The 26,572-nt window shown below is 43.0% G+C and carries 26 protein-coding genes and 1 tRNA gene; 14 read left to right on the top strand and 13 right to left on the bottom strand.

Features of this window, described 5'->3' with window-relative positions; translation table 11 throughout:
• Nucleotides 1–94 precede the first annotated feature (94 nt).
• Together WCM76_07320 and WCM76_07315 are read right to left on the bottom strand one after the other, a co-directional pair.
• Nucleotides 95–856, bottom strand: coding sequence for a GLPGLI family protein (locus WCM76_07320; GenBank protein ID MEI6765435.1), 762 nt, complete (start codon nt 854–856; stop codon nt 95–97).
• A 45-nt stretch (nt 857–901) separates the two neighbouring features.
• Nucleotides 902–3,730 (bottom strand): outer membrane beta-barrel protein, encoded by a 2,829-nt coding sequence (locus WCM76_07315; GenBank protein MEI6765434.1) that lies wholly within the window; start codon nt 3,728–3,730, stop codon nt 902–904.
• Between the two features lie 238 nt (nt 3,731–3,968).
• On the opposite strand from WCM76_07315, the gene WCM76_07310 reads away from it, so the two are divergent.
• A complete protein-coding gene (locus WCM76_07310) occupies nt 3,969–5,570 on the top strand; it encodes a LysM peptidoglycan-binding domain-containing protein (protein ID MEI6765433.1) in 1,602 nt (533 codons plus the stop codon).
• An 8-nt stretch (nt 5,571–5,578) separates the two neighbouring features.
• On the opposite strand, the gene WCM76_07305 is transcribed toward WCM76_07310, so the two are convergent.
• From WCM76_07305 to WCM76_07295, 3 genes are read right to left on the bottom strand one after another with little or no spacing between them, the layout of a single operon-like run.
• The gene (locus tag WCM76_07305; GenBank protein ID MEI6765432.1) at nt 5,579–5,872 is read right to left on the bottom strand and encodes a DUF721 domain-containing protein; all 294 of its coding nucleotides are present in this window, start codon (nt 5,870–5,872) and stop codon (nt 5,579–5,581) included.
• A complete protein-coding gene (locus WCM76_07300) occupies nt 5,865–6,986 on the bottom strand; it encodes a DNA replication/repair protein RecF (GenBank protein ID MEI6765431.1) in 1,122 nt (373 codons plus the stop codon). The genes WCM76_07305 and WCM76_07300 overlap by 8 nt, the downstream gene beginning before the upstream one ends.
• Before the next feature lie 29 nt (nt 6,987–7,015).
• Nucleotides 7,016–7,567: a DUF5063 domain-containing protein gene (locus WCM76_07295; protein ID MEI6765430.1), complete on the bottom strand. Its 552-nt coding sequence runs from the start codon at nt 7,565–7,567 to the stop codon at nt 7,016–7,018.
• A gap of 168 nt (nt 7,568–7,735) precedes the next feature.
• Between WCM76_07295 and WCM76_07290 the strand changes: the two genes are divergently transcribed.
• The gene (locus tag WCM76_07290; GenBank protein MEI6765429.1) at nt 7,736–8,188 is read left to right on the top strand and encodes a hypothetical protein; all 453 of its coding nucleotides are present in this window, start codon (nt 7,736–7,738) and stop codon (nt 8,186–8,188) included.
• Nucleotides 8,189–8,191: 3 nt separating this feature from the next.
• Here the strand turns inward: WCM76_07290 and WCM76_07285 are convergent, their stop codons facing one another.
• Both WCM76_07285 and WCM76_07280 read right to left on the bottom strand, forming a co-directional pair.
• Nucleotides 8,192–9,334, bottom strand: coding sequence for an acyltransferase (locus tag WCM76_07285; GenBank protein ID MEI6765428.1), 1,143 nt, complete (start codon nt 9,332–9,334; stop codon nt 8,192–8,194).
• 100 nt (nt 9,335–9,434) lie between these two features.
• Nucleotides 9,435–10,091 (bottom strand): hypothetical protein, encoded by a 657-nt coding sequence (locus tag WCM76_07280; protein MEI6765427.1) that lies wholly within the window; start codon nt 10,089–10,091, stop codon nt 9,435–9,437.
• Nucleotides 10,092–10,217: 126 nt separating this feature from the next.
• Here WCM76_07280 and WCM76_07275 point away from each other — a divergent pair, with 126 nt between their 5' ends.
• The 3 genes from WCM76_07275 to WCM76_07265 all read left to right on the top strand — a co-directional run bounded on the left by WCM76_07275 (nt 10,218) and on the right by WCM76_07265 (nt 13,367).
• On the top strand, nt 10,218–11,156 hold the full coding sequence (locus WCM76_07275; GenBank protein ID MEI6765426.1) for a hypothetical protein: 939 nt from the start codon (nt 10,218–10,220) through the stop codon (nt 11,154–11,156).
• Nucleotides 11,153–12,088, top strand: a complete 936-nt coding sequence (locus tag WCM76_07270) for a radical SAM protein (protein ID MEI6765425.1) — start codon at nt 11,153–11,155, stop codon at nt 12,086–12,088. The genes WCM76_07275 and WCM76_07270 overlap by 4 nt, the downstream gene beginning before the upstream one ends.
• Nucleotides 12,089–13,055: 967 nt before the next feature.
• Complete coding sequence (locus WCM76_07265) at nt 13,056–13,367, top strand: helix-turn-helix transcriptional regulator (protein MEI6765424.1); 312 nt, start codon at nt 13,056–13,058, stop codon at nt 13,365–13,367.
• Nucleotides 13,368–13,388: 21 nt separating this feature from the next.
• On the opposite strand, the gene WCM76_07260 is transcribed toward WCM76_07265, so the two are convergent.
• Complete coding sequence (locus WCM76_07260; protein ID MEI6765423.1) at nt 13,389–13,862, bottom strand: nucleoside deaminase; 474 nt, start codon at nt 13,860–13,862, stop codon at nt 13,389–13,391.
• A 143-nt stretch (nt 13,863–14,005) separates the two neighbouring features.
• Here WCM76_07260 and WCM76_07255 point away from each other — a divergent pair, with 143 nt between their 5' ends.
• The 9 genes from WCM76_07255 (at nt 14,006) to WCM76_07215 (ending at nt 22,081) form a co-directional block, all read left to right on the top strand.
• Complete coding sequence (locus WCM76_07255) at nt 14,006–15,895, top strand: sulfatase-like hydrolase/transferase (protein MEI6765422.1); 1,890 nt, start codon at nt 14,006–14,008, stop codon at nt 15,893–15,895.
• Between the two features lie 96 nt (nt 15,896–15,991).
• Complete coding sequence (locus WCM76_07250; GenBank protein MEI6765421.1) at nt 15,992–16,462, top strand: GNAT family N-acetyltransferase; 471 nt, start codon at nt 15,992–15,994, stop codon at nt 16,460–16,462.
• Nucleotides 16,463–16,557: 95 nt separating this feature from the next.
• Nucleotides 16,558–16,728, top strand: coding sequence for a hypothetical protein (locus WCM76_07245; protein ID MEI6765420.1), 171 nt, complete (start codon nt 16,558–16,560; stop codon nt 16,726–16,728).
• Between the two features lie 139 nt (nt 16,729–16,867).
• Nucleotides 16,868–16,949: transfer RNA gene (locus WCM76_07240), tRNA-Leu, on the top strand.
• A gap of 80 nt (nt 16,950–17,029) precedes the next feature.
• On the top strand, nt 17,030–18,514 hold the full coding sequence (gene tig / locus WCM76_07235; protein ID MEI6765419.1) for a trigger factor: 1,485 nt from the start codon (nt 17,030–17,032) through the stop codon (nt 18,512–18,514).
• Between the two features lie 19 nt (nt 18,515–18,533).
• Entirely contained in the window at nt 18,534–19,205 is a 672-nt protein-coding gene (gene clpP, locus WCM76_07230; GenBank protein MEI6765418.1) for an ATP-dependent Clp endopeptidase proteolytic subunit ClpP, read from the top strand.
• A gap of 49 nt (nt 19,206–19,254) precedes the next feature.
• A complete protein-coding gene (clpX, locus tag WCM76_07225; protein ID MEI6765417.1) occupies nt 19,255–20,505 on the top strand; it encodes an ATP-dependent Clp protease ATP-binding subunit ClpX in 1,251 nt (416 codons plus the stop codon).
• Nucleotides 20,506–20,528: 23 nt separating this feature from the next.
• On the top strand, nt 20,529–21,179 hold the full coding sequence (locus WCM76_07220; GenBank protein ID MEI6765416.1) for a hypothetical protein: 651 nt from the start codon (nt 20,529–20,531) through the stop codon (nt 21,177–21,179).
• A gap of 371 nt (nt 21,180–21,550) precedes the next feature.
• On the top strand, nt 21,551–22,081 hold the full coding sequence (locus tag WCM76_07215; GenBank protein MEI6765415.1) for a DUF2148 domain-containing protein: 531 nt from the start codon (nt 21,551–21,553) through the stop codon (nt 22,079–22,081).
• 371 nt (nt 22,082–22,452) lie between these two features.
• Here the strand turns inward: WCM76_07215 and WCM76_07210 are convergent, their stop codons facing one another.
• The 5 genes from WCM76_07210 to WCM76_07190 form a co-directional block, all read right to left on the bottom strand.
• Nucleotides 22,453–23,001, bottom strand: a complete 549-nt coding sequence (locus WCM76_07210) for a hypothetical protein (protein MEI6765414.1) — start codon at nt 22,999–23,001, stop codon at nt 22,453–22,455.
• Between the two features lie 322 nt (nt 23,002–23,323).
• Complete coding sequence (locus tag WCM76_07205) at nt 23,324–23,893, bottom strand: YdeI/OmpD-associated family protein (GenBank protein MEI6765413.1); 570 nt, start codon at nt 23,891–23,893, stop codon at nt 23,324–23,326.
• Between the two features lie 23 nt (nt 23,894–23,916).
• Nucleotides 23,917–24,807, bottom strand: a complete 891-nt coding sequence (locus WCM76_07200; protein MEI6765412.1) for a T9SS type A sorting domain-containing protein — start codon at nt 24,805–24,807, stop codon at nt 23,917–23,919.
• A gap of 116 nt (nt 24,808–24,923) precedes the next feature.
• On the bottom strand, nt 24,924–25,622 hold the full coding sequence (locus WCM76_07195; protein ID MEI6765411.1) for an MBL fold metallo-hydrolase: 699 nt from the start codon (nt 25,620–25,622) through the stop codon (nt 24,924–24,926).
• A gap of 27 nt (nt 25,623–25,649) precedes the next feature.
• Nucleotides 25,650–25,931 (bottom strand): ATPase, encoded by a 282-nt coding sequence (locus WCM76_07190; protein ID MEI6765410.1) that lies wholly within the window; start codon nt 25,929–25,931, stop codon nt 25,650–25,652.
• Between the last annotated feature and the right edge of the window lie 641 nt (nt 25,932–26,572).

Genomic DNA, 26,572 nt, shown 5'->3' with positions numbered 1-26,572 from the left:
AGCTTTCAAGTGTAAAGATAATTATTTACCAAATATTGGCAAGCCAAAAACCATAAGCTGATAATTCTCATGAAAGAAAACCGAGCTCAGTGAATCAGTACCGTAACCCCCAGGGAAATTCCTCCGCTTTACGCTTTTCATCCAGAAATTTTTTAATCATGGCTTCGTAGGCCGTGCCGGTGATTTGCTTTCCTTTCAGTTTTTTGGGCAAATCAAATTCTGTGGTGAGGGTTTTCAGTTCAACTTTTTCGGCAGTCATGATTTTGGCACCGTTGTTAATGTTCACTTCGAGTATAAGTCCGGGCAGCCCGAAAAACCTGTCGGGACCGGCCGGTACCGGAATATCCAGCGCAAACCATGCCACCACCTTTTGATTCATCAAAGTATCATTCAAGGAGGCGTTCATGCACACATGACCTCCAATTTCTTTGATATCATTCAAAATTTTCCAGTTGGGTGTGACTAATGAATCGCTTATCAGATAAAGCTTTCCGAGCAATTCAATAGCATTGTAATAAACTTTTTGGTCATAATTCCGTGTTATGAAGAATATTTCTTTACGCCAGTTATATCCTTCCTGATCGGGTTCGGCCTTTTCTTCTGATTCATCATATTTTGATTTTTGTGCCGAGAAATACAAATTATTATAAACCTTCCACTCAGACCGGTTTCCCCACATGTACGCGGCTTTTTCCCGGGCTTCTTTGCTCAGATAATCGCATGAATTCATCATCTTCACCCAGTCAAATGTGGTCAGATATTTTACAGATCCTTCCGTTTGCTGCGAAAACACCTTCGCAGAGAGCAAGGTCGAAATCACAAAAATGGCTACAAAAATCACACGGTGCTTCTTCATATTTTCATTTTTCATATTTTCATTTTTCATTCTTCATTTTTCATTCTACCACCCCCGGTCCTTCTTGATTTTATTCTCATAACCTTTGATATTGTAACTCAGGCTAAGCATAAAATACCGTGCAAGTGTTTCGGCAGTACTACGGGTATAATAATTACTGTACGCATATTGCTGAATATATTGGCGCTTATTCAGAATATCAAACGCGGCTAACCTGACCTCAAAATGGTTCTTCTTCCCTATCAACTGTCGCACCGAAGCGTTAAAAATCGGGAAGCTTTTATCATAGTTGTATTGCGAATTTCTGTAAAACTGATAATCAAAATTGGTTTCAAAAAACGACTTACTTGTGAACTGCCATTTGGCCGAGCATCCTGCAGTATATTCCTGAACAAACTGATTTCGTTCCTTATTCAGCGATAATTTCAAATCTGTAAGTGAAGCGTCGCCCGACACCGCAATTACAATTTTAGAATTCGGGGTGATGTTGAACGACGTTCCAAGATTATATCTGTAACGGTCGGTTCTGTTAAAAATCTCATTCACATAAGAACCGGTGTTCGCGTAATAAACGCCCACGCTCCAGTCGTTCGTAAATTTGGTTTTAATAATCGGATAGCCTGCCCATAGCCATGAGTTTATTTCATGCGACGCTCCGTTATTATCAGGAACCGACACCGTAACAATACCCACTGAATCTGTGTACGTCAGGATTTGGTTATATGAAATATTGTTGACACAATAATTATACTCCGCGTTGATTCCGATATTTGAGAAGGACGCCGGATTGTAATAATTGAAATTAAATCCTGTAGTGTGCGTGCGCTCCGGACGCAAATTGATATTCCCTAATGTTTTGTAAAGTGGATTTGAAATATTCGGAACAGGCTGCAGATAATCAAATGAAGGCTCGGAAATACCGTAGCCATAATCAAGGTTCAGCCACATATTATTGGGAAATTCCCACGTCAATGAGAATTTCGGGCTGAGACTCGTATAGGTTTTATCAATCGGGTTGGTTATGAGTGGCATGCCTTTGTCAACAGAGTATTTCCCATCTAAAATCAGGTACTGACCTGCTATTCCAAGCATGATATTAATCCCGTTGTAAGAATACCTGATATCGGTTCCGACACGGTTCATCATAACTGTATTCGTATAAAAAACGCTCAGGCTGTCTATGCGTATTTCGTTATTCAGCGCATCTTTCACCTGATTATTAACCTTATTGTTCATGGTATTGAAGTTGTAAAAATATTCCATGAAAAATTTCTTTGAAAGCGGTTCGGTGTAAAGTAAACTTGACTTTTCCTGCTGCTTGTCAATGTCTTTAGCTGCAATTCGGCTCAACTCTTCACTGAAAAAAGGAAAATAGAAATGATTCTTCGAATGGTATTCATAATTGTCTCCACCCTCATTTTTATTGTAAGCGCCGCTTATGGCAAATGACCGCCCTTTCTTTTTGAATTTATGCCTGTATATGAGAGCACTTGTGACCTTCCAACTGATTTTATCCGTTGTATTATTAGTGAAAAGATCATTGATTATCGTCTGCTCATTTGAAGAATAGATACTGGAGGCAAGGTCATCGCTGTTGGCAGTGCTGTATCTGAAATTTCCTTTCACTATTAGAATATTGTTTGAATCCAGATTCTGCTCCAGACGCGCAGCAAGAGTATGATTCTGTCGTTGGTCGTTATAATCATCAATGCTGTGATTGAAGTAGGAGCTGTCGTTGAAGAACGTTTCTTTATATCCCAGATCCTTGTAGTTAAGCTGATTGTTTTTATAAAAATACGAACTGTTGAACTTTGTTTTTTTATTGTCAAAATTATAATTGGCTCCGGCCCCGGCGTTCTTCGTAAAACCCCTGCCATCAAAATAGCTCATGGGTGAATCTTCATTGTTGCCGTAATAATAATTATTCATACCGGTAGTAAACCCAAAATCGCCGTTATCATACTCATCAAAAGTTGACTGGCCTTTCCATTCGCTGTAATCTTCCCAATTCACGCCGGTTTCATTGATATTATTCAGGTAACCTATAAATGAAAGCTGTGATGTTTTGGTGAATCGGTTGTAGTTGCCGCGTGTTGCCCAGCGCTCATCAAGCTTTTCGTTAGCACCTCCGGCAACAGTTATTTTGCCGAATGAACCTTTTTTAAATTCCTCTTTGAGCTCAAGATTCATGGCTTTTTCTTTTACACCATCATCCACTCCGGTCAGTTTCGACTGCTCCGATTTTTCGTCAAACACCTGTACTTTGGAAACAGCGTTCGCATCCAGATTTTTAGTGGCGCCGGCAGGGTCATCACCAAAAAATGTTTTCCCGTCGACATACACCCGCTTTACATCTTTACCCTGTGCTTTCATATTTCCTGAAGCATCTACTTCTATTCCCGGAAGGCGTCGTAACAAATCCTCAACCGTAGAACCCGGCGGCGCTCTGAATGTGGTCGCATCATATTCTATTGTGTCACCACGAATTATAAGCGGTGCATGGGCGTCATGAATCACCACTTCAAAAAGATTTTTAGCAATAGGTTTGATAATTACCACACCAAGATTATTATCAGCGGTTGCCGATGGCATGACATGCACCTGCAGCGGCAAATAACTGATATGTGATACTTTGAGCAGATACTCGGCGTTCTTCACATTTTTAAAAACAAAGGCACCTTTGTCATTACACTGTGTGAAATTCTGCAGTGTGCTGTCGGCAGGATTCAGCAGCATCACGGTAGCGAATGCCGCTTCGGTGCTATCCTTATCCTTGATTATACCTTTGATGTTTACGCGTGCCGGTTGCTGTGCCATTACCCGACATGAAAAAGCCAAAAAAACGATCAGCAGAAGTGCTTTTGTTTTTCCCATATATTCAAATTTATAAAAAATGAGACCCTCATAATGAACGCTAATATATCTATTAAATTGCATTCCATTCTATTTTTTTTAGGTTCAATCGATTGTAATAATCAAAAATCGTTGAAAAACCCTTGATAATTGATGCCTTTGTGCATTTGATTCAGTCTCAAAGTACATTTTTGCACAGTTTATGTATATTTGCACCGATAATTAAAAGAAATATCTGAATTTCTTAAATCAATCAATAATGAAAAGAATAGCATTGTTTCTTTTTATTTCGGTGCTTCTCAGCATGAGTTCATTCGCTCAGGTGGTTGAGCATACGGTACAAAAAAAAGAAACACTCTTCTCAATTGCAAAAAGCTACAGCACTACAGTAGAAGCTATTCTAAAAGCAAATCCCGGACTTACCGAAGCTATCAAAATTGGGCAGGTGATAAAAATACCTACGGGAAAAACAGTTGTGGAAGATAAAAAACCTGTGCCTAATAAACTTACGCATACGGTTCAGAAAGGCGAAACATTTTATTCCATTGCAAAGCATTACAACCTTACAATTGAAGAACTGAAAAAGGAAAATCCGGGAATCACAGATAATCTGCAGCCCGGAACAGTGCTGGTTATCCCTGCCAGAGGAAAACCACAGGAACAAATTGTTGAACAGCCCAAAAAAGAAGAAAAATACAATTGTGGAACCTCCGGTCTTCTCGATCAGTACAACGTGGCACTGATGATTCCGCTATACCTTGACCGTTCTTATAATGTCGATACGGCTATAAGCGATGATGATGATAATGGAAGAAAAACCTTACCTGTTTCACTTTCCTTTATGCCATTTTACGAAGGCATTCTGATGGCCGCCGACAGCCTTGAAAAGGCAGGTCTGTCTGTAAAATTCTATGTTTATGATGTTCCTGAAGACACCGCTTTTACAGCCTCATTACTCGAAAAATCAGAACTTAAAAACATGAACCTGATTATTGGTCCGTTCTTTACAAACAATTTTAGAATTGTCGGCAAATGGGCTAAAGAGCATGAAATCAAGATTGTGAATCCGTTTTCTACCAATTGTGAAAATATAAAAAATAATCCGTACGCCATAAAATTGATGTGCTCCAAAGATGCTGAAGTACGTGAGCAGATAAAATACATTAACGACACATGGCCCAATGCCACTATTTTTCTGGTTCACAATAACAGATCGAAAGACAGTATTTTGCTGAACCACTATCGGGATAATTTAGACAAACTCTCTAAAGGCAATTCAAAAAATTGGATAGAAGTAAATTATTCAATAGATGGCATGGCCGGAATCAGCAAAAGCCTTTCAAAAGACAACCCCAACATTATTATTTCCATTGTTGATGGCGAAGCTTTCCTCAATAATTACATCCGCAACCTCAGTGAGCTTGCCAGCACTTACCCTATCGTGGTTTTTGGAACACGTAACTGGGAATCGTACAGCAGTCTTGAAGGTGAATACATCATGAATATCAAGCTTCATATCTGTACCAATACCTTCATTGATTATAAAAAACAGAATGTGCGCAATTTTGTGCTCAACTACCGCAACAGCTACAATGCCGAGCCCGACACCTTTGCTTTCAGAGGCTATGATGTAACCATGTATTTTATGGGCGCATTGATGAAATACGGTAAGAACTTCGAGAAATGCCTTGCCGACTACCATCCCGACCTGCTTCAGGGCAAATACAGCTTTAAAATTGAAGGTGAAAACGGATGGGAAAACAATGTCATAAGCATTTACCGCTACGAAAATTATCGCCTGCTCGATGCGTATGCTGAACCCCTGAAAGAGGTGCCTCTTATTGAAAAGAAAACCAGGTAAAAACTTTCTTATTTAAAGATTATATCATCAATGGCCGGGTGCTCATATCCTTTATTGAGTGCCAAAAGCAGCTTTGATTTCGCCATGGAGAGTTCGTTTCGGACTACGGATGATTCAAGTTCTACATATAAAACCCGTCGGTGAACATAAATATTCTTTGTATAACGCGCCAATGCAGGACCCACCAGCCGCGGCCAGGCATTCACAACATCAATTTCATTCAGCCGCCCCGAAAGCTTATACACCTCAAGAAGTTCTTTGATTGCGTCTTTCAGTGTCCGGTCGTTATCTCTGCTACTCATTGCCATTCAGAATTTCGGTCACCAAACCGTCATGAATTTTAAAAACCTTCGTTTCTGCTTCAATACTTTTTATGGTATTGATGATTCGTTCAGGATGCGTATCGCTGATAAAGACCTGCCCGAAACTATGTTCACTCACCAAATCCAGAAGCTGCCTTACGCGGTGCTCATCCAGTTTATCAAAAATATCATCAAAGAGAAGCAGCGGTTTGAAATCCTTGATGGTCCTGATATACTCAAATTGAGCCAGGCGTATGGCAATGGTAAATGTTTTCTGTTGTCCCTGCGACCCAAATTTCCGAATGGGTAATCCACCCAGGTTAAACTGCAGGTCGTCTTTGTGAATGCCGCAGGTAGTGAATTGAGCTGCACAGTCGCGGCTGATGGAATTACGCAGCAGCACATCAGGTTTTTCCTCGCTAAGCTGACTTTGGTACTCCAGCGTAACGCCTTCTCTGTCCTGACTTATTTTGCTGAACAAACGGTCGAAAACAGGCGTGAATCCCTGAATAAAGGCCGTTCGTTTTTCAAAAATACGGCTGCCCAGATTTGCCAGCTGAACATCCCAGATATCAAGTGCATCGTTGTCGAACGGCATCCCGCTTCCAAATAGCTTCAGCAGGCGGTTTCTCTGAAAGAGTGCTTTGTTATAAGCAATCAAATCATCCAGATAAATCCGGTCAAACTGCGAAATAACGCTGTCCATGAATTTACGGCGCTCATCGCTGCCTCCATATATCAACTCCGTATCGGCAGGCGAAACCATCACCGAAGGAAATAAACCGATATGCTCCGACAACCGCTCGTATTCCTTCTTATTTATTCGGAATTGCTTGCGCTGACCTCGTTTCTGAAGACAACTCACAGTATCATCTGTCATTTCTTCGCGTGAAAAGGTGCCTTTGACAAGAAAAAAATCTTCGTCATGCAAAATATTCTGCGAATCAGACTGGTTGAAAAAGCTCTTGCAAAACGACAGGTAATAAATCGCGTCAAGCAGGTTTGTTTTGCCAACGCCGTTATCGCCTACAAAGCAATTGATTTTATCGGTAAACTGAAGCTCAGCATTACGGTAATTCTTGAAATTGCTCAGAAAAAGATTTTGCAGGTGCATTTTGGTTTATCTAATAGGATTCAAAAATATCAATTCGCCGAAAACGGTGTAAAATTATCATCGTCCCAGTTTTGATGCAGGATTTGATGAATAGCCGCCAATGCATTCAGCGCCCGGGCACCCCAGTGCGATTCAAACAGCAGCTTGCAGTCGTGAACAGCGTTTTCCTGAGCCGAAAGTGTATTCTTTTGATACAGCAATATGAAATCCTTCATATCCTGATAGATATCCGTAAAATTCTCGGAAAGACTTCCTTTGCGGGTTTCAGTCTCGGTAGCGCTGCGCCTCGCCAGATAAATATAACGGTCGTCAACACCCAGTTTGCTTTTTATCCGCTGGAAGGCAATTTCCCACTCTTCTTCGGTTACAAACCGCTCACCGGGCATGGTATCGTCCACTTCGATATCGGGCAGCAGCGAACTTTTTAAATACAGCAACGGCAGCACTTTCTGCAGATAGCTGAGCATATACTCTTTCGTGAATTTATCTGCATCTTCAATAAAAAGGCAATATTCATTGGCTACTGTGAGCATTTCCAGCACAGTTCGCGACTGAACCTTATTTTTTGACTGGTCATCCATGAGAACAAAAATTATACGTAACGGGCAATATTAACCGTAAATATCCGGGTCCGGCAAAATTAAAGAAAACATGCGTGCCGAAAGCAAAGCTCGCATATTTAAGCATACTTTCTAACTTAATATTTTGATTTTGGCCTCATTTATATTATATTTGTTAAAAATGCGGAGATGGATAATATGGCTCTGAAGAAAAAATTGCTCGAAGCATGCCTGTTACAGCAACGAAAGGTGGCTGAAAATGCCATGGCTGAAATGAAAGAAGCATATCAAAATGCAAATGATTACGGCAATCCGGAAGATTGGTTCGACAGCTACAAGTCTGATATGCTCAGTAAACGTGACCGTTACGAACAGCAGCTTAAAAAAACCATGGACGAAATTGCCTTGCTTGAACGCATCGATCAGGAAAGACCGGTCGAAAAAGTTTCTTTTGGAGCAGTAGTGATTACAGCGGCACAAAAGCTGTTCATTTCCATAGGTTTAGGTAAAATTACCGTCGACGATACTACATTTTTCGTAATCTCTCCTACCGTACCTATATTTATTGCGATGCGCAATTTGAAAAAAGGCGATACCTTTGAATTCAGGGGTGTTAAAACCCAGATACTTGAAGTATACTAACGTTTAGATTCCCAGCTTATTCCGTAAAGGAAACGCATACATAACCAGCATCAGACGGATAATTTCGTCTTTATCCGTATCCGATGGTGCCATGGCAGCCTTTTCAGTCAGGTATTTCGTGAAATATGCCAGTTCGTCTGCCGTATATTCGCCAGAAAAACGCTCGGTTTTATGAAGCATGTCATATGCAGCATAATTGGTTGGCCAAAGCATGTACGACTGATGAATCCGCTGATCGATATAATTCGCAAGCTCCTTGAGCCAGTCATTCAGATTGCCTTCTGTATCGTAAGGAACATCACGGTCGGAAATACGCGGCGTAAACTCCAGATGTATCCTGCCTTTAGGACCGGAAATACCGGTGAGCATCGATTCAGTATCAATTTCGGGAGTCCGTTCGTAGGGTAACTGCTTCTCTTTATAATACAACTCCACAGCCTTGAGCATATCACAGGGGTCAAACTCATAGGAAACCGAGAAGGGTGCAATATGAAGCAATTCAAGTGCATTTCCCGGCATGGCTTCACTGGCCATCATCAGCATTTTCAATAATCCAACCTGAGTGCGGTCATCGCAGTCCTTGGCGCGCCCTTCGCGCTGAGCTATCCATATAGAAGTATTTTTTTCGTTCAGCGTGTACCGGATATAGGCCGACAGCCGTTTGGAATAATCGTATAATTCGCGTGAGCTGCCATTGCGCATCACCGTAAAACTCTTGTTCAGTTTTACAACATTCGTGATGAAAGGCGATAACAGAAGATTCTCTCCAATGGCCAGTTCCGACGTCTCAAAGCCATTTTTAAATAATATATAATTGAGCAGTGCACTGTCAAGAATTATATCGCGATGATTGGATATGAAAAGATGAGAACTCGCTTTGTCAAGCAGGTTTTGACCATTATAAGTCAGCCCTTTTACTGTACGTTTTATAATCGAGTCAATGGCCGTGAGCGCAAATTTCTCCTGAAATTCTTTAACGGTCTGAATGGTTCTGAAACTTCTGAACAAGTCCGATTTATTTACGGTCGGGAATAGAAAACGGGTAAACATCACAAAGCCCGGATCCCTAAGCAACAGGTTAATGGCAGCGGGAACTTCATGGTCATGAAATGGTCTGATATCTTCAAAATCTGTGTTGTGGTCCATTCTGTATAATTATATATTTATCACTCCGTAGATATTTAATACTACGCAAGGGGTTAACGAAATAAAAACGTTCCTAGTATATTGTCTTGAACAAACAGGGCTAATTACCTCCCTGATCATCATCGTTCACGGGGCCCGACTCATCACCAAATCCGCCAAAGAACAAACCTGCCGTGAAAGCCGGTCCATTAAACGTCAGTGTTTTATAGGTCTCGTTATCAATCCCGCTCACATAGCGGTAACCCATGCCAATATTAAATTTAAGCCAGGGTAAAATATTCACTTCAGCCTCAATCTGGGGAGCAATCACAAATACATTGTCATTGGTATTGTCAACTTCATTGTTTTGGTTTTTATTTTCATCGGTAAGCTGCAGCGAGCCCCAGCCGCCCCTTCCGCTGATTCCAAAATGAATGCGTTTCGAGGGTCGGTAAATATATCCCAGCCAAACACCCGCATGCCCGAAATTCAACCTTAGCTTATCACCAATATGACCGGGGTAATCGGTAAAAAATCGATTCGTGGAAAGTCCGAGTCCATACCCGCCAATAAAAAACCGCCTGTCGAGAAGCAGCGCTCCGCCCCCGCCCGTGCTGAAAGAAAATGTTTTGTTGATCAGAGCCATTTCGCTGATTACACCACCAAAACCGCTCACTTCAATACGCGCATCGGAAGCCAGATACTTCTGCTCATCATCCTGAGCTTTTGCCAGTAACGACAGGGAAAGTACGAATATCACCAGGGCGAGTTTTCTCATAACATTTTATATCTGGGCACAAAGTAACAATAAATCCGCATTTACGGAAGGACAACAATGGGGATTTTTTCAACCTGTCATTGTTAAAACTCTTATCTTTGTAAGAGTAAAAAACAACGTACCCTAATGGTTAATGCACCTTACCGCAACAGATTTCTTGCGGGTATTAAAATCGCTTCCATAATTATTTTACTATTCATTGCTGTTATTGCAACGAGCGGGCACCTTTCTGCTGCCACCGGCAATCCGAACGATGATGCCGATACACTCAAAAATAATCGTGGCTGGAATTTCGGAATCAACCTCGGAGCCTATTTTGCCAGTAAATACAGCGCCGGTTTCTACAGCGGTCTGCCTACAAACGAGAATAAAATATCATTGATACTGAACAACCATTATTATCAGGAAGAAATTAAACGTCAGCTTAACGGCGATACATCCAGACTCCTTGAACTTCCTGCGAACATGAAATACAGCCCCGCCTTTAATATCGGCTTTTTCGTGAAGTATAATTTCATCAAAAATACAGGCGTATTTTTAAATGTCAATTTCGCCAAACTGAAAACCAACGATGTGTTCACGATGGGAATCGGTCCGTATCTGAACGGTTATTCATTCGACAACATCCAGACATTTCCAATCTGGGGGATTGAAAACCGCACAAATATTGACATCGGGTTTATGCAGATGTTCCCCACTTCCGATTACGTTGACTTTTTTGTGGAAGGTGGTCTGAACATCAATAATGTGCAGGTAAAAGAGAATAAAATTGCTATTGGCGACCTTAGCTATAGTATTGTGGATGTTTATGGCGGACAGAATTATGTTCCCAATGCCACGTTGCAACAATATGTTGTGCGACAGGGAGGACTTGGTTTTGGCGGATTTGCCGGTGTGGGTCTCAGGCTCAATTTCAGCAGAACAGTTTCCATTGATCCCGGTTTTGATTTTTACTGGACACAAACCAATCTGACCGGATACGAAGCATTCAGACCAAATTACAGCGTTTATGTGAGGCTTTGTATGCGTAACCTTTTCGGAAAAAGCAACAATGAGTCGTTATGACGCTCGGTTTGAGTAAGCCCGGTTATTGCACGTACTGCCCACGCGAGTGTGCCGCCCAGCGGGAAATCGGTGATTTTGGCTACTGCATGAGCAACACCGGATTCAACATTGGTTCAATATGTGTACATCGCGGCGAAGAGCCCGCCATCAGCGGAACGCATGGCATCTGCAACATTTTCTTTTCTTCATGCAACCTTCAGTGTATTTATTGCCAGAACCATCAGGTAAGCAGCAATAAGGGCAATGCCATAGGCAACGAATATACGCTTGATGTTGTACTTGACGGCATCTGCAATTTGCTCGATACCGGCTGCAAAGCCGTGGGGTTTGTAAGTCCTTCCCATTGTATTCTGCAGGTAAAAGCCATTATTGATGGACTGCACGAACGTGAGTACCATCCCATTTTTGTGTATAACAGCAACGGCTACGACAAGGTTGAAAGCCTGCGCTCACTCGAAGGAATGATTGATATCTACCTGCCCGACTTTAAATATATGGATGCTGAAATAGCCGGACAATACAGCGATGCTGCCGATTATCCCGGAGTGGCTCAGGCAGCGCTGAAAGAAATGATGCGGCAGAAAGGTCCGGTATTGCATTATCTTGACGACAAACATGCTTCTTCCGGAATTATTGTAAGACATCTCGTGCTGCCGGGAGCAACAGAAAACAGTAAAAAAGTATTACGCTTTATTGCGGAAGAATGTTCTATCAAGCTGCACGTTTCACTGATGTCGCAGTATTACCCTACACCCGCTGTTGCATCGCATCCGCAACTGGGGCGCAGCATTACGAAAGCCGAATACCGGGCAGTTACCGATGAAATGGAACAGCTTGGTTTTATCAACGGCTGGCTGCAGGACTTCGAAAGCCATCGTAATTACCGCCCCGATTTTTCAAAAACGCATCCGTTCGAACACAAGGAATCGTAACACTATTTTGCAAAAAAGTATTACGACGAACATGGATGAGGGTCCGGTGGCGGATATGCTCATGGTCTGTTAACTTAATTCGGTTTTCACGGCTCGTATTGAGACATTCCATTTTTTGCTATATTTGATGGTTGGTGAAATGAAACTGATGTTGCAATTGAAGGTCTGGCTCTTAGGAAATGGTGGGCAGCTCACTGGTTATCCGTTTTTTTGTTTTCACAACAATGAGTTTTTAACTTTTTGATTCACTATGAAATACTTTTGCTTTGCTTTGTTTACCATTGTTTTTGCTGGATGCTGCAAATGGGATCCAAGTAAGATTGTTGGAAATTATTCTTGTAAAAGTGACAAGGGATATGAAGAAATCGCTTTTAAACCCGATAGTACTTTCATATATTATGCTCATGATAATGAAAACCGAAGATATTATGATAGCGGTCAATGGCATGTAAGTAATGATAAAGTTTATGGCGGGAATTTTATTGTTATAGAATCAATTCATGACTACCTTTTCATTTATTATGATTCTTTTAAGTATTCAACAGAATATTTATTAAAGTCAGACAGTATAATTTACCAACAGCCTCGTAAGAGGGCATTCAGATATAGGTGCGGTACGTTAGAAAGAAGAATTAACCTACCGTATGATTTTAAAAAGAAAAGTGACATGTTGTATTTGAAGTGAGATTTTAAAGTTTAAGATGAAGTAATGAACTGTTCAAACCATTTTCATCCAAGAATGAATTGGTTCAAATAAGTGATTCTAGTGTAAAACGACAGCATGCATGGATTACGAACTTTACAGGACAAACAGCAATTTATTTGGAAAGAAATATAAGACTCCTTAACAACTCTTGAATTTAGTTTCAGACCATCGCAGACGTTGAGGAATAATAGAAAGAGCCGAATTTTTAAGGCAAAAATATTTTAATCTAAATACAAAACTATTATGACGACCAGGAGCAAAATGAAACTTCATACATTAGATGAAATAAAAGATGAATTCATTGGTAAACGCGGCACAGCACATCGCGACGTTTACGAACAAGAGCTGCAAATGGAAGTGCTGGGCGACATGATTAAACAAGTCCGCCTTGAACGGAATCTTACGCAAGAGCAACTCGGAAAATTAATCGGAGTGCAGAAATCGCAAATTTCCAAATTAGAAAATAACACCACAAATGTTACTTTGGAAACAATTCTCAGGGTGTTTCATGCTCTGAAAGCTAAAATAAGCTTCAAAGTAGAATTGAAAAATCAGCGGGTGCGGATTGCATAAAAAAGCAAAGCACCAACCAAATCAGTATTCTATTTTATTCTGTGAAACCGTCCACTCGGTGAAAGGACTGAGGGTATCTTCATGATGAAGATGCTCTGTACATATCTTGCGCTCGCCAATAGGCACAGCAATTTCTTCGTATATGAATGAGTCGTCGAAACCAACGTTCGAAGCATCTTCTTTTGTGGCAGCAAAAATGAGTTTTTCGGGACGTGCCCAGTAAATAGCTCCAAGGCACATGGGGCAGGGCTCGCAACTGGAATACACCACGCAGCCGTCGAGCTGGAATGAACCAAGGTTGTTGCAGGCATCACGTATAGCAACCACTTCGGCATGAGCCGTTGGGTCGTTGGCAGAGGTTACACTGTTTGCTCCGCGTCCGATAATGACACCGTCTTTCACCACAACAGCCCCGAAGGGGCCGCCGTTGCCGTTCTTCACGTTCTCAACCGCAAGCTTTATCGCTTCCGAAAGGAACTTTTTTTCATCATTCATAATTTGATTTAGTTATTTAGAAAACCGGGACGGCCAATTGTATGCGGCATCCGCATCTGCAAATATACAACATCATAACAAAACAAAGCATGTACACGTAAAATTTGAAGCTCCGCTGCTAATATTTTTCTAATTTTGCCGCTATGAAAACAGCTTCGGGAAAGGGGAATACGGCATGGCTTGCAACGCGTTCAATGCTGCAGCAGGCGGCATTCTGGCTGCTGCTCTTTGCAGTGTTCAGAGCGGTATTTCTGGTATATCATATCCCTTTGCTCAGCGGAATTCCGTTTGGAAATATTGCCGCAAGCTTCTGGTTCGCCCTCCCACTCGACCTTTCGGCATGTTCCTATATACTATTGCTGCCATTTCTGATATGCGTAATACAAACGTTTTACAGCCCGCGATGGCTGAATTACATTACGATTACCTACACAATCATCATTATTCTTATCTTTTCAGGAATTACAACAGCCGAGCTGGGCGTGTTTGAAGAGTGGCGCACCAAGCTTCATTACAAAGCGCTGCTGTATCTGCTGCATCCGGCTGAAATCATGGATACCGCACCCACCGGCACCTTCATATTACTCGGACTGATTTTTCTGGCACAGGCGGCACTGTTCATTTTCATTTTTTTAAAGTGGGCATTCATCCGCATTACCGGTGCAAAGCGCCGTATTTTTTTCACCTTCGGCTTCTTTGTGTGTGCTTCGGCGCTGCTGTTTCTCGGAGTGCGGGGCGGGACACGGCAGATACCCATCAACCAGAGCGAATCGTATTTTTCAAAATATGAAATACTGAACCTTGCCGCCGTAAATTCAGGATGGAACCTGGCACACAGCATTGCAAACAATTACGGCATCATGGAAAAAAATCCGTACGTCTTCTATAACAGGAATGACGCGGAAAACATTGTTAAAAAGATGTATTCCGTCCCCTGCGATTCAACAAAAATGATACTGAACACTGCCCGTCCCAACATCGTTATGTTCATTCTCGAAGGCTGGTCGGCAGACCTTATAGAATCGCTGGGTGGCGAAAAGGGCATTACACCCTGGTTTCATGAAATGGAACATGAAGGCATCCTTTTTACAGATATTTATAGCAGCGGAACGCGCTCTCAGCAAGGCATGTCTGCCATATTCGGGGGATTTCCGGCAACGCCGCTTACCACCATTACCCAATCGCCTGAGAAATACAGCAAGCTGCCATCGTTCAGCAAAGACCTAAAAACAGCGGGCTACACAACGTCGTACACCTTTGGCGGACAGCTTATTTATGGTAACATAAAAAGCTATATCATGGATAACGGCTTCGACCGTGTGGTGGAAGACGCCGATTTTGATGCATCAATACCCCGCGGAAAGCTGGGCATTCACGACGAGTTCACATTTCCGCTGTTTGCGAAAGACCTGGAACAGGAGCAGCAGCCGTTCTTTTCAGCAATATTTACCATCAGCACGCATTCGCCTTACGATATGAACATGGATGAACCGCTGCAATGGCCGGTGCTCGAAAAAAAGTATGTAAACGCCGCCCTGTACGACGACCGCTGCATCCACACATTTATGGAAAGCGTAAAGCAAAAACCGTGGTATGCCAATACGCTGTTCGTCTTTGTCTCCGACCACGGTCACAGCTCCTACAAAAACAGGGAGTTTACAACGCCCGCCTATCATAAAATTGTATTCATGCTTTATGGTGAAGCAATAAAAAAGGAATTTCGCGGTACAAAGGTTACCCAGACCGGCTCTCAGGTGGATGTGGCAGCCACACTGCTGCCTCAGCTCGGCATGAGTGCCGAAAAATTCGTGTGGAGCAAGAACCTGCTCAACCCCTGCACTCCCGGTTTCGCGTTCTATGCTTTTGAAGAAGGGCTCGGATGGGTGCGCCCCGGCGGCTACTATGTATATGACGCACGCACAAAAAGCGACCATGAAATAGTTACCGCCTCACCCCTTATCAGCAAAGACACCCTTGTAAAAGAAGGAAAATCGTATCTTCAATGCGTTTTTCAGGAATACATGGAGAAATAAGAACTAAGAACTAATAATTGTTTAATTGTTATAAACCAAACTGACATTTTATAAACTTTCGACTTTAAGACTTTATAAACTTTAGACTTTTTAAAAATGGAATACAAATTTGATATCCTTACCACCCCTGCCGATGAGGAATTGTGCGCAACCATGATGTCGGAAAACGAACCATGGATCACACTCAAACGCGATTATGATAAATGTCTGGAGAACATCCGCAATCCGCTGGCCGAAAAATACCTGCTGCGCGTAGGCGAAGAAATTGCAGGTTTCGCAATACTGCAGATGAACGGCAGCTTTGCAGGTTACATACAGAGTATTCTGATGGCTGAGAAGTACCGCGGACAGGGACTCGGAAAGCATTTCATCGGATTTCTGGAAGGGCGCATCTATGCCGATCAGCCGAACGTTTTCCTCTGTGTTTCGTCGTTTAACACACGAGCCATGGAGCTTTATAAACGGCTGGATTACGAACAGGTGGGCGAACTCAAAGACTTTGTAGTGCGCGGTCATTCCGAATTCATCATGCGGAAAACCATTGGACCGAAGTCGGAATATTTCTGATACCTGAACGATACACCTCCTGAAATACAAAAGATTCAAACTGAAATCCGGCTAAAAAAACAGTTGGCGAAAGACTGACTATTTGCTTTGAACTCATGGAATCTGGAAGAGCCATTACAGCGGGAAATATCCGCAAAGAAGTTCCCCATATATCAGAAATTGATGTGAAAATTGAATTATTCAAACGCTCCTATCCTGATAGTTTTGAACCCGAGGAACTTGAACGCATTATTGCCTGGATGAGGGAACGTCATCAGAATGCCTGAATATTATCCATACAATTAATAAAAAACAATTATCTTTGCACCCTGATTTTCAAAGTGCATGAATACTTTTCATACCATCTTGAAAGTCAAACAATAAACTCAGGTTTACGTGTTCATTGGAATAAATAGTGTGCACCACGCGGATGTGGCGTAATTGGTAGCCGCGCCAGACTTAGGATCTGGTGCCGTAAGGCGTGTGGGTTCGAGTCCCTCCATCCGCACATTAATTCAAATTAACTCAAACTAACGGCTGCCGGTCGTGACTGAATCGCCGGAGCCTTTATTAACAAACAATTTACAGATGAATATCACACGCGAGAATACAGGCGAACTGACCGCTACAGTAAAGATTGAAATTGAAAAAAATGATTATCAGCCCATCGTTGATAAAAAGTTGAAAGAATACCAGCGCAAAGCCAATATCCCCGGATTCAGACCCGGTCATGTTCCTTTCGGAATGGTGAAGAAAATGTACGGCAAAGCCATCATGATGGATGAAATCAACACCATCCTTTCCGATTCAATCAACAAATATATTGAAGATAATAAAATTGATGTAATCGGCCATCCGCTTCCCAACCACGAAAAAAACACACCGCTCGAACTCGAAGAAATTGATAATTATACCTTCCATTTCGACCTCGGCCTTTCACCCGAATTTGAAGTGGTGATACCCGAAAAACTGAAACTGAATCAGTATACCATTACAGTTAATGACGAGCTGGTTGACAAATACGTGAAAGACATCCGCAAAAAATACGGCAAATACGTAAACCCGGAAACAACCGAAGAAAACGATATGATTTTCGGTGACTTCACCGAACTCGATGATAAAGGCAATGCTAAAGAAGACGGCATTAAAAACAGCAGTTACATCTATCTTGAGCACATCACCGATAAGGCAACCAAGAAAAAACTGATTGGTCTCAAAATAGGCGACAAAGCCGTAGTTGACCCAACCAAAATGACCGACAAAGAGCACGAAACCGCTTATTTACTGGGCGTGAAACTCGAGCAGGTGGCTGACATTAAATCAAATTTCGAATTCAGCGTGAAAGCTATAAACCGCGTTGAACCCGCTGCCATCGACAACGAACTGTTTGAAAAAGTATTCAAACACGAAGTGATTACTTCGGAAGAACAATTCCGCGCAAGAATTAAAGCAGATGCTACGGCAAACTTCGGCCGTGAAGCCGAAAAACAATTCATGTCCGACGCCGTTGCAGCCATCATCAAAGAAACCAACATCAGCCTTCCCGACGAATTCCTGAAACGTTTCTTCCTTGAAACAAGCAAAGAAGAAGATGTTACGAAAGAAAAAATTGACGCCGAATATCCCGGATACGTTGACGTACTGAAATGGCAGCTCATCGAAAACAAAATCATACGCGATAACAATCTGGCAGTGACCGAAGATGAAATCAGAGAGTACATCAAAGGATTCTTCCGTCAGGGTAAAAAAGAAGAAGAGCACAATCATGAACATGACCACGAACATGAGCATCACCACGACCATGACCACGGACACGACCATGAGCACGAACATCACCACGACCACGAGCATGACCATGAGCACGACCATCATCATGAAGAAAGTCCTGCTACCGACGAATCGCGTCTTGACCACATCGCCAATACCATCATGCAGAATAAAGAGGAAATGAAGAAAATCAACGATACCCTGTATGATACCAAGATGTTAACACTCTTCCGTTCAAAACTCAAGGTTGAGAACAAGGAGATTAGTTATGAAGAATTTATTAAATTAGGTGCGTCGCAAAAATAACCCCATTAAAAACTGACTTATGGACTCCAGCAAAGAATTCAGGAAATTCGCCACCGGGCATCTCGGTATCAGCAGCAGCAGGCTTGATAAATTTGCCGCCGCACAGGATATGACACGTACTATCATTGAAGAGCGTCAGATGAACTTCCGCGAGGTTGACGTATTCTCACGCCTGATGATGGACCGCATCATTTTTCTCGGAACACCCATCGACGATTATATCGCCAACGTTATTCAGGCACAGCTGCTCTTCCTCGAATCAGCCGACGCCAAAAAAGATATTCAGATATATTTAAATACTCCCGGCGGCTCCGTTTACGCAGGTCTGGGTATTTATGACACCATGCAGTACATCACTCCCGATGTAGCCACCATCTGTACCGGTATGGCAGCATCCATGGGCGCTATTCTGCTGTGCGCAGGCGTTACAGGCAAACGCACCGCCCTTAAGCACTCTCGCATACTGATTCATCAGCCAATGGGCGGCGCCGAAGGACAGGCATCGGACATTGAAATCACCGCACGCGAAATTCAGAAACTGAAGAAAGAACTGTATGAAATCATCGCGCTGCATTCAGGTCAGAAATATGATAAAATATGGAAAGATGCTGACCGCGATTTCTGGATGACCGCTACCGAAGCCAAGGAATATGGCATGATTGACGAAGTACTGCAAAAAACCAAGAAGTAATTCTTCAGGTTAGCTGCATTGTTTTTTTTAGTGTAAACAGATTCATCCAATGGCAAAAGAAGTAGAAAAATGTTCGTTCTGCGGACGAAAGAAAAGCGAAGTTGGAATGCTTATTGCCGGCCTCGAAGGCCACATCTGCGATTATTGCGTTGAGCAGGCGCAGGTCATTGTCGGTGAGGAAAAAGTCACTAAAAAGGAAAGCGAACATAAGCAGATTGAACTGCTGAAACCACGCGAAATAAAGGCGTATCTCGACCAGTACGTGATTGGTCAGGACGAAGCCAAGAAGATACTTTCAGTTGCTGTGTACAACCACTACAAACGTATTCTTGCCATGCCTAAAAAAGGAAAAGCAAAGGATTCGAAAGACGAAGTGGAAATTGAAAAATCAAATGTTATCCTTGTCGGAGAAACAGGAACCGGAAAAACCTTACTTGCACGCACCATCGCCAAAATGCTGCATGTGCCCTTCTGCATTGCAGATGCTACGGTACTTACCGAAGCCGGTTATGTGGGCGAAGATGTGGAAAGCATCCTCACCCGCCTGCTGCAGGTAGCTGATTATAATGTAGAAGCTGCCGAACGCGGCATCGTATTCATAGATGAAATTGACAAGATTGCACGCAAAAGCGACAATCCTTCCATTACCCGTGACGTATCGGGCGAAGGCGTTCAGCAGGCATTGCTGAAGCTGCTCGAAGGTTCATCGGTGAACGTACCACCGCAAGGTGGTCGCAAGCATCCCGAACAGCGCATGATTGCCGTCAATACGGAAAATATCTTATTCCTCTGCGGCGGCGCATTCGACGGACTCGATAAGAAAATCGGCGCCCGCCTGATGACCAACATGATTGGCTACAGTTCCGATAAGGAAAAAGATCAGATTGATAAAGACAACCTCTACAAATACGTCTCACCGCAGGATATCCGCAGCTTCGGCCTCATTCCCGAACTCGTGGGTCGCCTGCCCGTAGTTACTCACCTCGACCCCCTCGACCGCGAAACGCTGAAACGGATTCTGGTGGAGCCGCACAACGCCCTGGTAAAACAGTATATCAAGCTGTTCGAAATGGACAAAATAAACCTGTCTTTTTCCGATGAAGCCCTTGACCTCATTGTTGAGAAATCCGTGGAATATAAGCTGGGTGCCCGCGGGCTGCGTTCCATCATAGAAGCCATCATGACAGATGCCATGTTCAATATGCCGTCTGACGGCGTTGAAGGTGACCTGCATATCGACCTGGCCTTCGCCGAAGAAAAGCTGAGCAAGGCTCATAAGTCATTTCTTAAAGTTGCATAGCATCACTCCAAACTGAAGTTCGCATGAATTCAGGCTTTGTGAAATATCCCATCCTCTTACTTCTTGCACTTCTTACAGTGTCCTGCAACAGGACAAAGAAAGAATACTATGACGATGGCGCACTGAAATCGGAAATTACCATCAGCCACGGACTCAAAAACGGAATGGCCAGATGGTACTGGCCCAACGGCGTGCTGCAGATGGAATGCAATTATTCCGACGACAAAATAAACGGACCGTTTACACGCTATTTTCTCAGCGGTAAGATTGAACTTCAGGAAAACTTCACCGCCGACAAGCGCAACGGCACTTCGATATGCCGGGACGCAAGCGGATATAAACTCATTGAACAGAATTATTGCAACGACAGCCTTGATGGCGCCTACCGTGAGTTTTATCCCGACGGCACAGTGAAAATAGACGGACAATATAAACACGGTCTTTACAACGGAACATGGAAGTATTATGATTCATCCGGAATCCTCATCGGTCAGGGTGAATTTACGTTGGGCAGCGGCATACAGCGCGGCATGACACGCACCGGAAAAACCACCCGCACCATTCAGTACAAAAACAATCTGAAAGACGGCGAAGAAACATGGTACAATGAAGACGGCAGCGTTGAGAAAGTGGTCGTTTATCGGGAAGGGAAACAGGTAATAGGTAATAGGTAATAGGTTAAGTCGTGAGTCAAGAGTCAAGAGTCAAAAGTCAAAAGTTCATAAAGTCTGTAAAGTTAAAAGATGGCGTAAAATGTAATATCTGACATTACCCCGGAGGGGTTTAAGGTCTGTAGAATATTAGAGTAATCAAACCCGGACGGCGCACGGATGATGATAATAAAAAAAGGTGAATTCGGCATGCGCCGAAAGAGTCGTGAGTCATAAGTCAAAAGTCAAGAGCTGGAGCGAAGCTGCAGTCCGCCTTTGGCGGAACAATTAGTCAATTTGAAAATGCGACAATTTGACGATTTGAAAATAATTCAGGAAGTGATGAATTACAATAAATGCCTTTATTATTAATTGTTAATTATTAATTGATAATTATGTTGTTTACTGAAGAAGATATTCTTGACAAAGCCGTGATGGACGTGGCAGAGAAGATGCTGCTGGCTGCCCGCACCGCTCCGAAAGGACGTGGAAGAAACTCACTGGTATTTGCCATTGCCGACCGCAAGCAGATTGACATCATCGCCAATAAAATGGAAATCATTGCCCGTCGCAACGGAACGGAATTCTTCAACCGTGACGCGAAAAATCTCCGCCTCTGCCCTGCCCTCTTTATTGCCGGAACACGCATTGAACCGCTCGGTTTGAAGTTCTGCGGCAACTGCGGACTTGAGAATTGCGACAACAAAAAATTACATCCGACCGTTCCCTGCGCCTTCAACAATATTGATCTGGGCATTGCCATTGGCTCAGCCGCAAGTGTTGCGGCAAACCACCGCGTCGATAACCGTGTGATGTTCTCTGCAGGAAAAGCAATTCTTGAGCTGGGATTGCTGGGCGACGATGTGAAAATAATCTTCGGGATACCGCTGGCTGCGATATCCAAAAGTCCTTTCTTCGACCGCTAGAAACGCCTATTTCCCGCCCGTCCCTACAAAATAATGGTCCTTATTGATACGTGTCTTTCTTTTGCTTTCAACTGCTCCAGTCTCAACATTAATATGTTTCGCCGATTTTTGTGCGCCGGCCGGGCAAAATTGCGGGCAGGCGTTGGAGTGAATGGAATATTGCGAAGAATTCCGTGAAAGAAGCTTGCTCGCTTTCACTGGAATTCAGCAATATTACAGAGCGCGCAGAAGCATTATTTTGCCTTGACCTTTTGGGTACTTTTGTGTCAAGACAAAAGTACCCAAGAATAAAGAGTACAGAAATATCCGCGAAGTGTTGCAGCAAACCACAGGGTCAATATCCTGTTATGTTCTTCGACCGCTAGAAACAATTATTTCCCGCCCGTCCCTACAAAATAATGGTCCTTTTCGCTGAACAGAATATTAAACGTAGTCAAGCTTCCGTAAATTCTAGTAATATACTGCTGCAGATTGAGCTTTTCCTCGTCGAGGAGCTTTTCGTTTGAATTGATGTTCTGCTCAAGCACCCTCAGGCGGTCGCGCAGCATTACGATTTTATGAAAGAATGCTTCAATAGGAATTTCTTTCGATGCCTGCGCGGGATTGGCAGGCTGCAGAATCATCTTACCACCCGTCCAGCGACTGCCGATAGAAACAATCTCCTGCAATCCGCCATACTGATCGAGCACGGCCGCAATCACCTTCGCGAGTTCGTCGATATCCATAGACGATGATGCCTCGCCACCGCCGCCCGATGTTTCGGGCTGTTCAAGAATGGTATAATCTTTTGACGTACGCGAAAACTCAAGCTTTCCGGCACGCACAAAAATCACCTCAAAGCTGGAGAGGCTTATTCTGCTCACAACGCCCTCGCCATATTTATCATGATCTATGCGGGTTCCAACGGTAAGTTCACTCATAAAAGGTTGTTTAGAATAATAATGTTCAAGGTGCTTTTACGAAGTTCTTTACGCGGGGTTACATGCGGCAGCCGAAAAAGGCCGTGGAAGGACTTTCACTTCAGCGCATTGTTTGCGTTTTCCCAACAATGGCACCGTGCTGAGTGATTAGTCGGAAATTCCGAACAACCACTCAACATACAGTCTCTTCAAGGTCTCCTTCAAAGAAAACATACGATGCCGTTCCCGGCTATGGCAACACAGGTTGTGCGCATGCCGCCGAAAGTGTTATTGTGTTATAATTTTATTCAATCCAATCGAAGAGGTATTGTTCCCGGGGAATTTACAATTTTTGAAATAACACCCGCTGCTGCTGTGCGCTCGTGGCCATTACTTTCATTAAGCGCTGCTGTCGCGTCTTTTCCTGTTTGGCGCTCATAATCCAGTGCGTCATTGTTTTTCTATAGGAAGGAGGTTGTTTCAGAAAAAATTCCCAGGCGGGTTTGTCCTTTTTAAATTGTTTTTCATACTCTTTTTCCAGAAGGGCGTTCTCTCTTTCAAAAGAATATATTTCGGATTTACTTTCGGTGCGGAAACCAAACGCCTTCAGTCCCTCCGGTTTCATAAGCCCGGCTTTGGTGAGTTCTTCAACTTTTTTAATGTTGACGGCACTCCAGATACTTGTTTTTCTTCTTGGCGTAAAACGGATGCAATAGCTTTCACTGTCTATCGATTTGCGTACTCCGTCTATCCAGCCGAAACAGAGCGCCTGGTCAACCGACTGCGACCATGTAAGCGAAGGTTTACCGCTGCCTACTTTGTAAAACCCGACAGTTAGTTCAGTTTCCCTGTCGTGATGCACTTCCAGCCAGTCTCTGAATTTCAGCTGCGTTTCAAAAAAGGTTGCTGCCATAATTTTCTTCGGTTACACTTCAATTATAAATGCAGAATCTTCACCCCCTCAGATTTCCCTTTGCCGTCGGTGGTTTTTAGCAGATACATCCCTTGAGAGTAATCCGACAGGTTTATCTCAAACGGGGAAAGGCGAATATCCTTAACGAACGTAATCCTCCGACCTACCGAGTTGAATATCTCAATGCTATATGGCATGGCTCCGCTAAATTCTGCAACTATTTTGTAATCGGACGGATTGGGGTAAATTCTCAGGTCGGAAGCCTCCTTTCTGTTCTCACTGATTCCAATCCAATCAACAAAACAGTATGAACTGAATATGGGATTTGTGTTGGCATAAGACTGAACACCGTCTTTGTACGCACATAACAGCAGGCTCGCAGGTGGATGATAAGCAGATGCCTGAAATTGCTGAAAGTTGATACCTGTATTGGGACCGATGCCCTCGATAAAAGCCAAAACGCCGTCATTATAAAGTACGGCCGATGAACTTAAATACACAATTTTCTTCCCGCCCGCATACACTACCGAATCGACAATGCAGACCGAATCGGCCGGATAATAACAATGCGGAATGATGAAGGTGTCGCCAACATTCAGGCTCAGATCCATGATTAAATACTCCCGGGGCTGCGCGGATTTATCGAGGAACCACGCCCTGCCCGTGGCAGTATCTTCGCGCAGAAACCCGTCGAGGTTCATGTAGCCGTAATCTCTGATGTATTTATACGTATAGCCGTTCATCATGGTGTCGTTACAGGCAACCAGAGAATCGGTGATCGTCGTTTCCGAATTAAGAAAATAGGCAACATTCCAGCTCGTTTTCACATTCCCGAACAGAGACGCGTACGGCTGCCCGTTTGCATACAGCACCGTAAGCAGCAGCATAATAATAATCACCGGCATCTTTTTCATAATATGAAAATTTATATGGGTTGTACTGTGTTCATGATAAAATCCATTTCGTAATAATAATCATTATTCTACACTCTTACTCTTTTTTACAGCTCCGCAGGAGCCTGTCCGCCTCCTTACTGTTTCCTTTTATTATAATCTTTCTGCACCAATGACCGGCTGTTTGCACTGCCATGTGCGGGCAGGAATTCCGAACATTTTGTCTCTAACAGCTTTCCCCAGCTTGTAATCATTAATTTTTCATCTTCGGCAAAAGGTGGAAATACCGTCCATCCGAATACTCCAAACAGGGTATCTCCAACAATCGCTATCTCGTCATCAACAATCAGACTCACTGAACCGGCTGTGTGACCCGGTGTATGCATCAGATACGCGTTAAATCCGATATTACTCAGATCAAATGTTGCATCAACCGGAATATCGGGCAGGCAGGGCTCAGATTTAAATCCGGATAAAAACCGCTTTCCGATAACATTAACAAGGAACTTTGAAATGACTGTAGTGCCAACCGGCAAATTATGTTTTCCGGCAGATAAATGTTGCGCCTCAGCTTCATGGACGATTACCTTTGCTTTGTATACTTCCCGGATGTTAGCCGCACTGCCGGCATGATCAAAGTGAGCATGAGTCAGTATCAGATAATCGATACGGTTTACACCTGATTGTTCTATCCTCTTCCGCAACCGGCTCCACATCCGCGAAACGGAGGTATCAATCAGAATATTTTTCTCCCCGTCAGTCAGCAAAAAAGCATTGCTTCTCCCCGACACTATCCGGGTTATTTTATATCCGCTTTTAGTAATCCATGTTTTCATAGCGCTTTATAATAATACTGCATTGAACTATTGCAATTCGCCTGCATGCCGGGCAGTATCAGCGGCATCTGTTTCTCTCATTTTTCCATCAGATGCCTTCATTTTCAACTGTACGATTTTTTCGTACAGTTGACTTCCTTCTTGTTTTAATTTTATTTTTAAATCACTCCAATACCTTCTGGAGTTCTTGCTTTCAGTTAGAATTTCGATAATATCTATTATCGAAAAGTACCATTTCTCTACTTTGTCATCCCAATAAACAAGTGCCTTTCTTGATTCAAATAGTTTTATTGCATTTTCTTTTGTCATAGTAACTTTTTCTTTTAACAGTCAAAGATAATAAACTCATTTTCATTCATGTTAATTATTGTCCCAGAAACGCAGCACAGCTTGAAATTTGAAATAGTTGAAGGGTAAAAGGTAAAAGGTAAAAGTTTTTTTTGCTTTCAGCCTTAAGCCTTTACCTTTCAGCCCGCTTGTCACGCGTTGCAAACGCAGCACAGCTGAAGCTGACAGCCGACCCCTATCCCTTAATCCTCCCGATAAATCGGGAGGACTTATCATTGTGCAAAATTTTAATGCTGTTTCTTATTTTAGTCAGGAGATAAAAAAAATCGCGCACCAGACTTTCATCATCAGTCACCCTATCCCAGCGCAGAGCCTGCCCCTATCCCTAAATCCCTTTCCCCGTAGCGGTGAAAGGGACTTTGTACAGTGGAAAACAATAACTCTGTTTTCTATTGTTTTACTGAAAAAGAAAAATGATACATGCACCGGGCTTTCATCATCAGTCACCCTATCCCAGCGCAGAGCCTGCCCCTATCCCTAAATCCCTTTCCCCGTAGCGGTGAAAGGGACTTTGTACAGTGGAAAACAATAACTCTGTTTTCTATTGTTTTACTGAAAAAGAAAAATGATACATGCACCGGGCTTTCATCATCAGTCACCCT

The organism is Bacteroidota bacterium (assembly GCA_037133915.1).
GTDB lineage: Bacteria > Bacteroidota > Bacteroidia > Bacteroidales > CAIWKO01 > JBAXND01.
The sequence above is the reverse complement of the archived record's forward strand: the minus strand, read 5'-3'. Positions and strand labels throughout refer to the sequence as shown.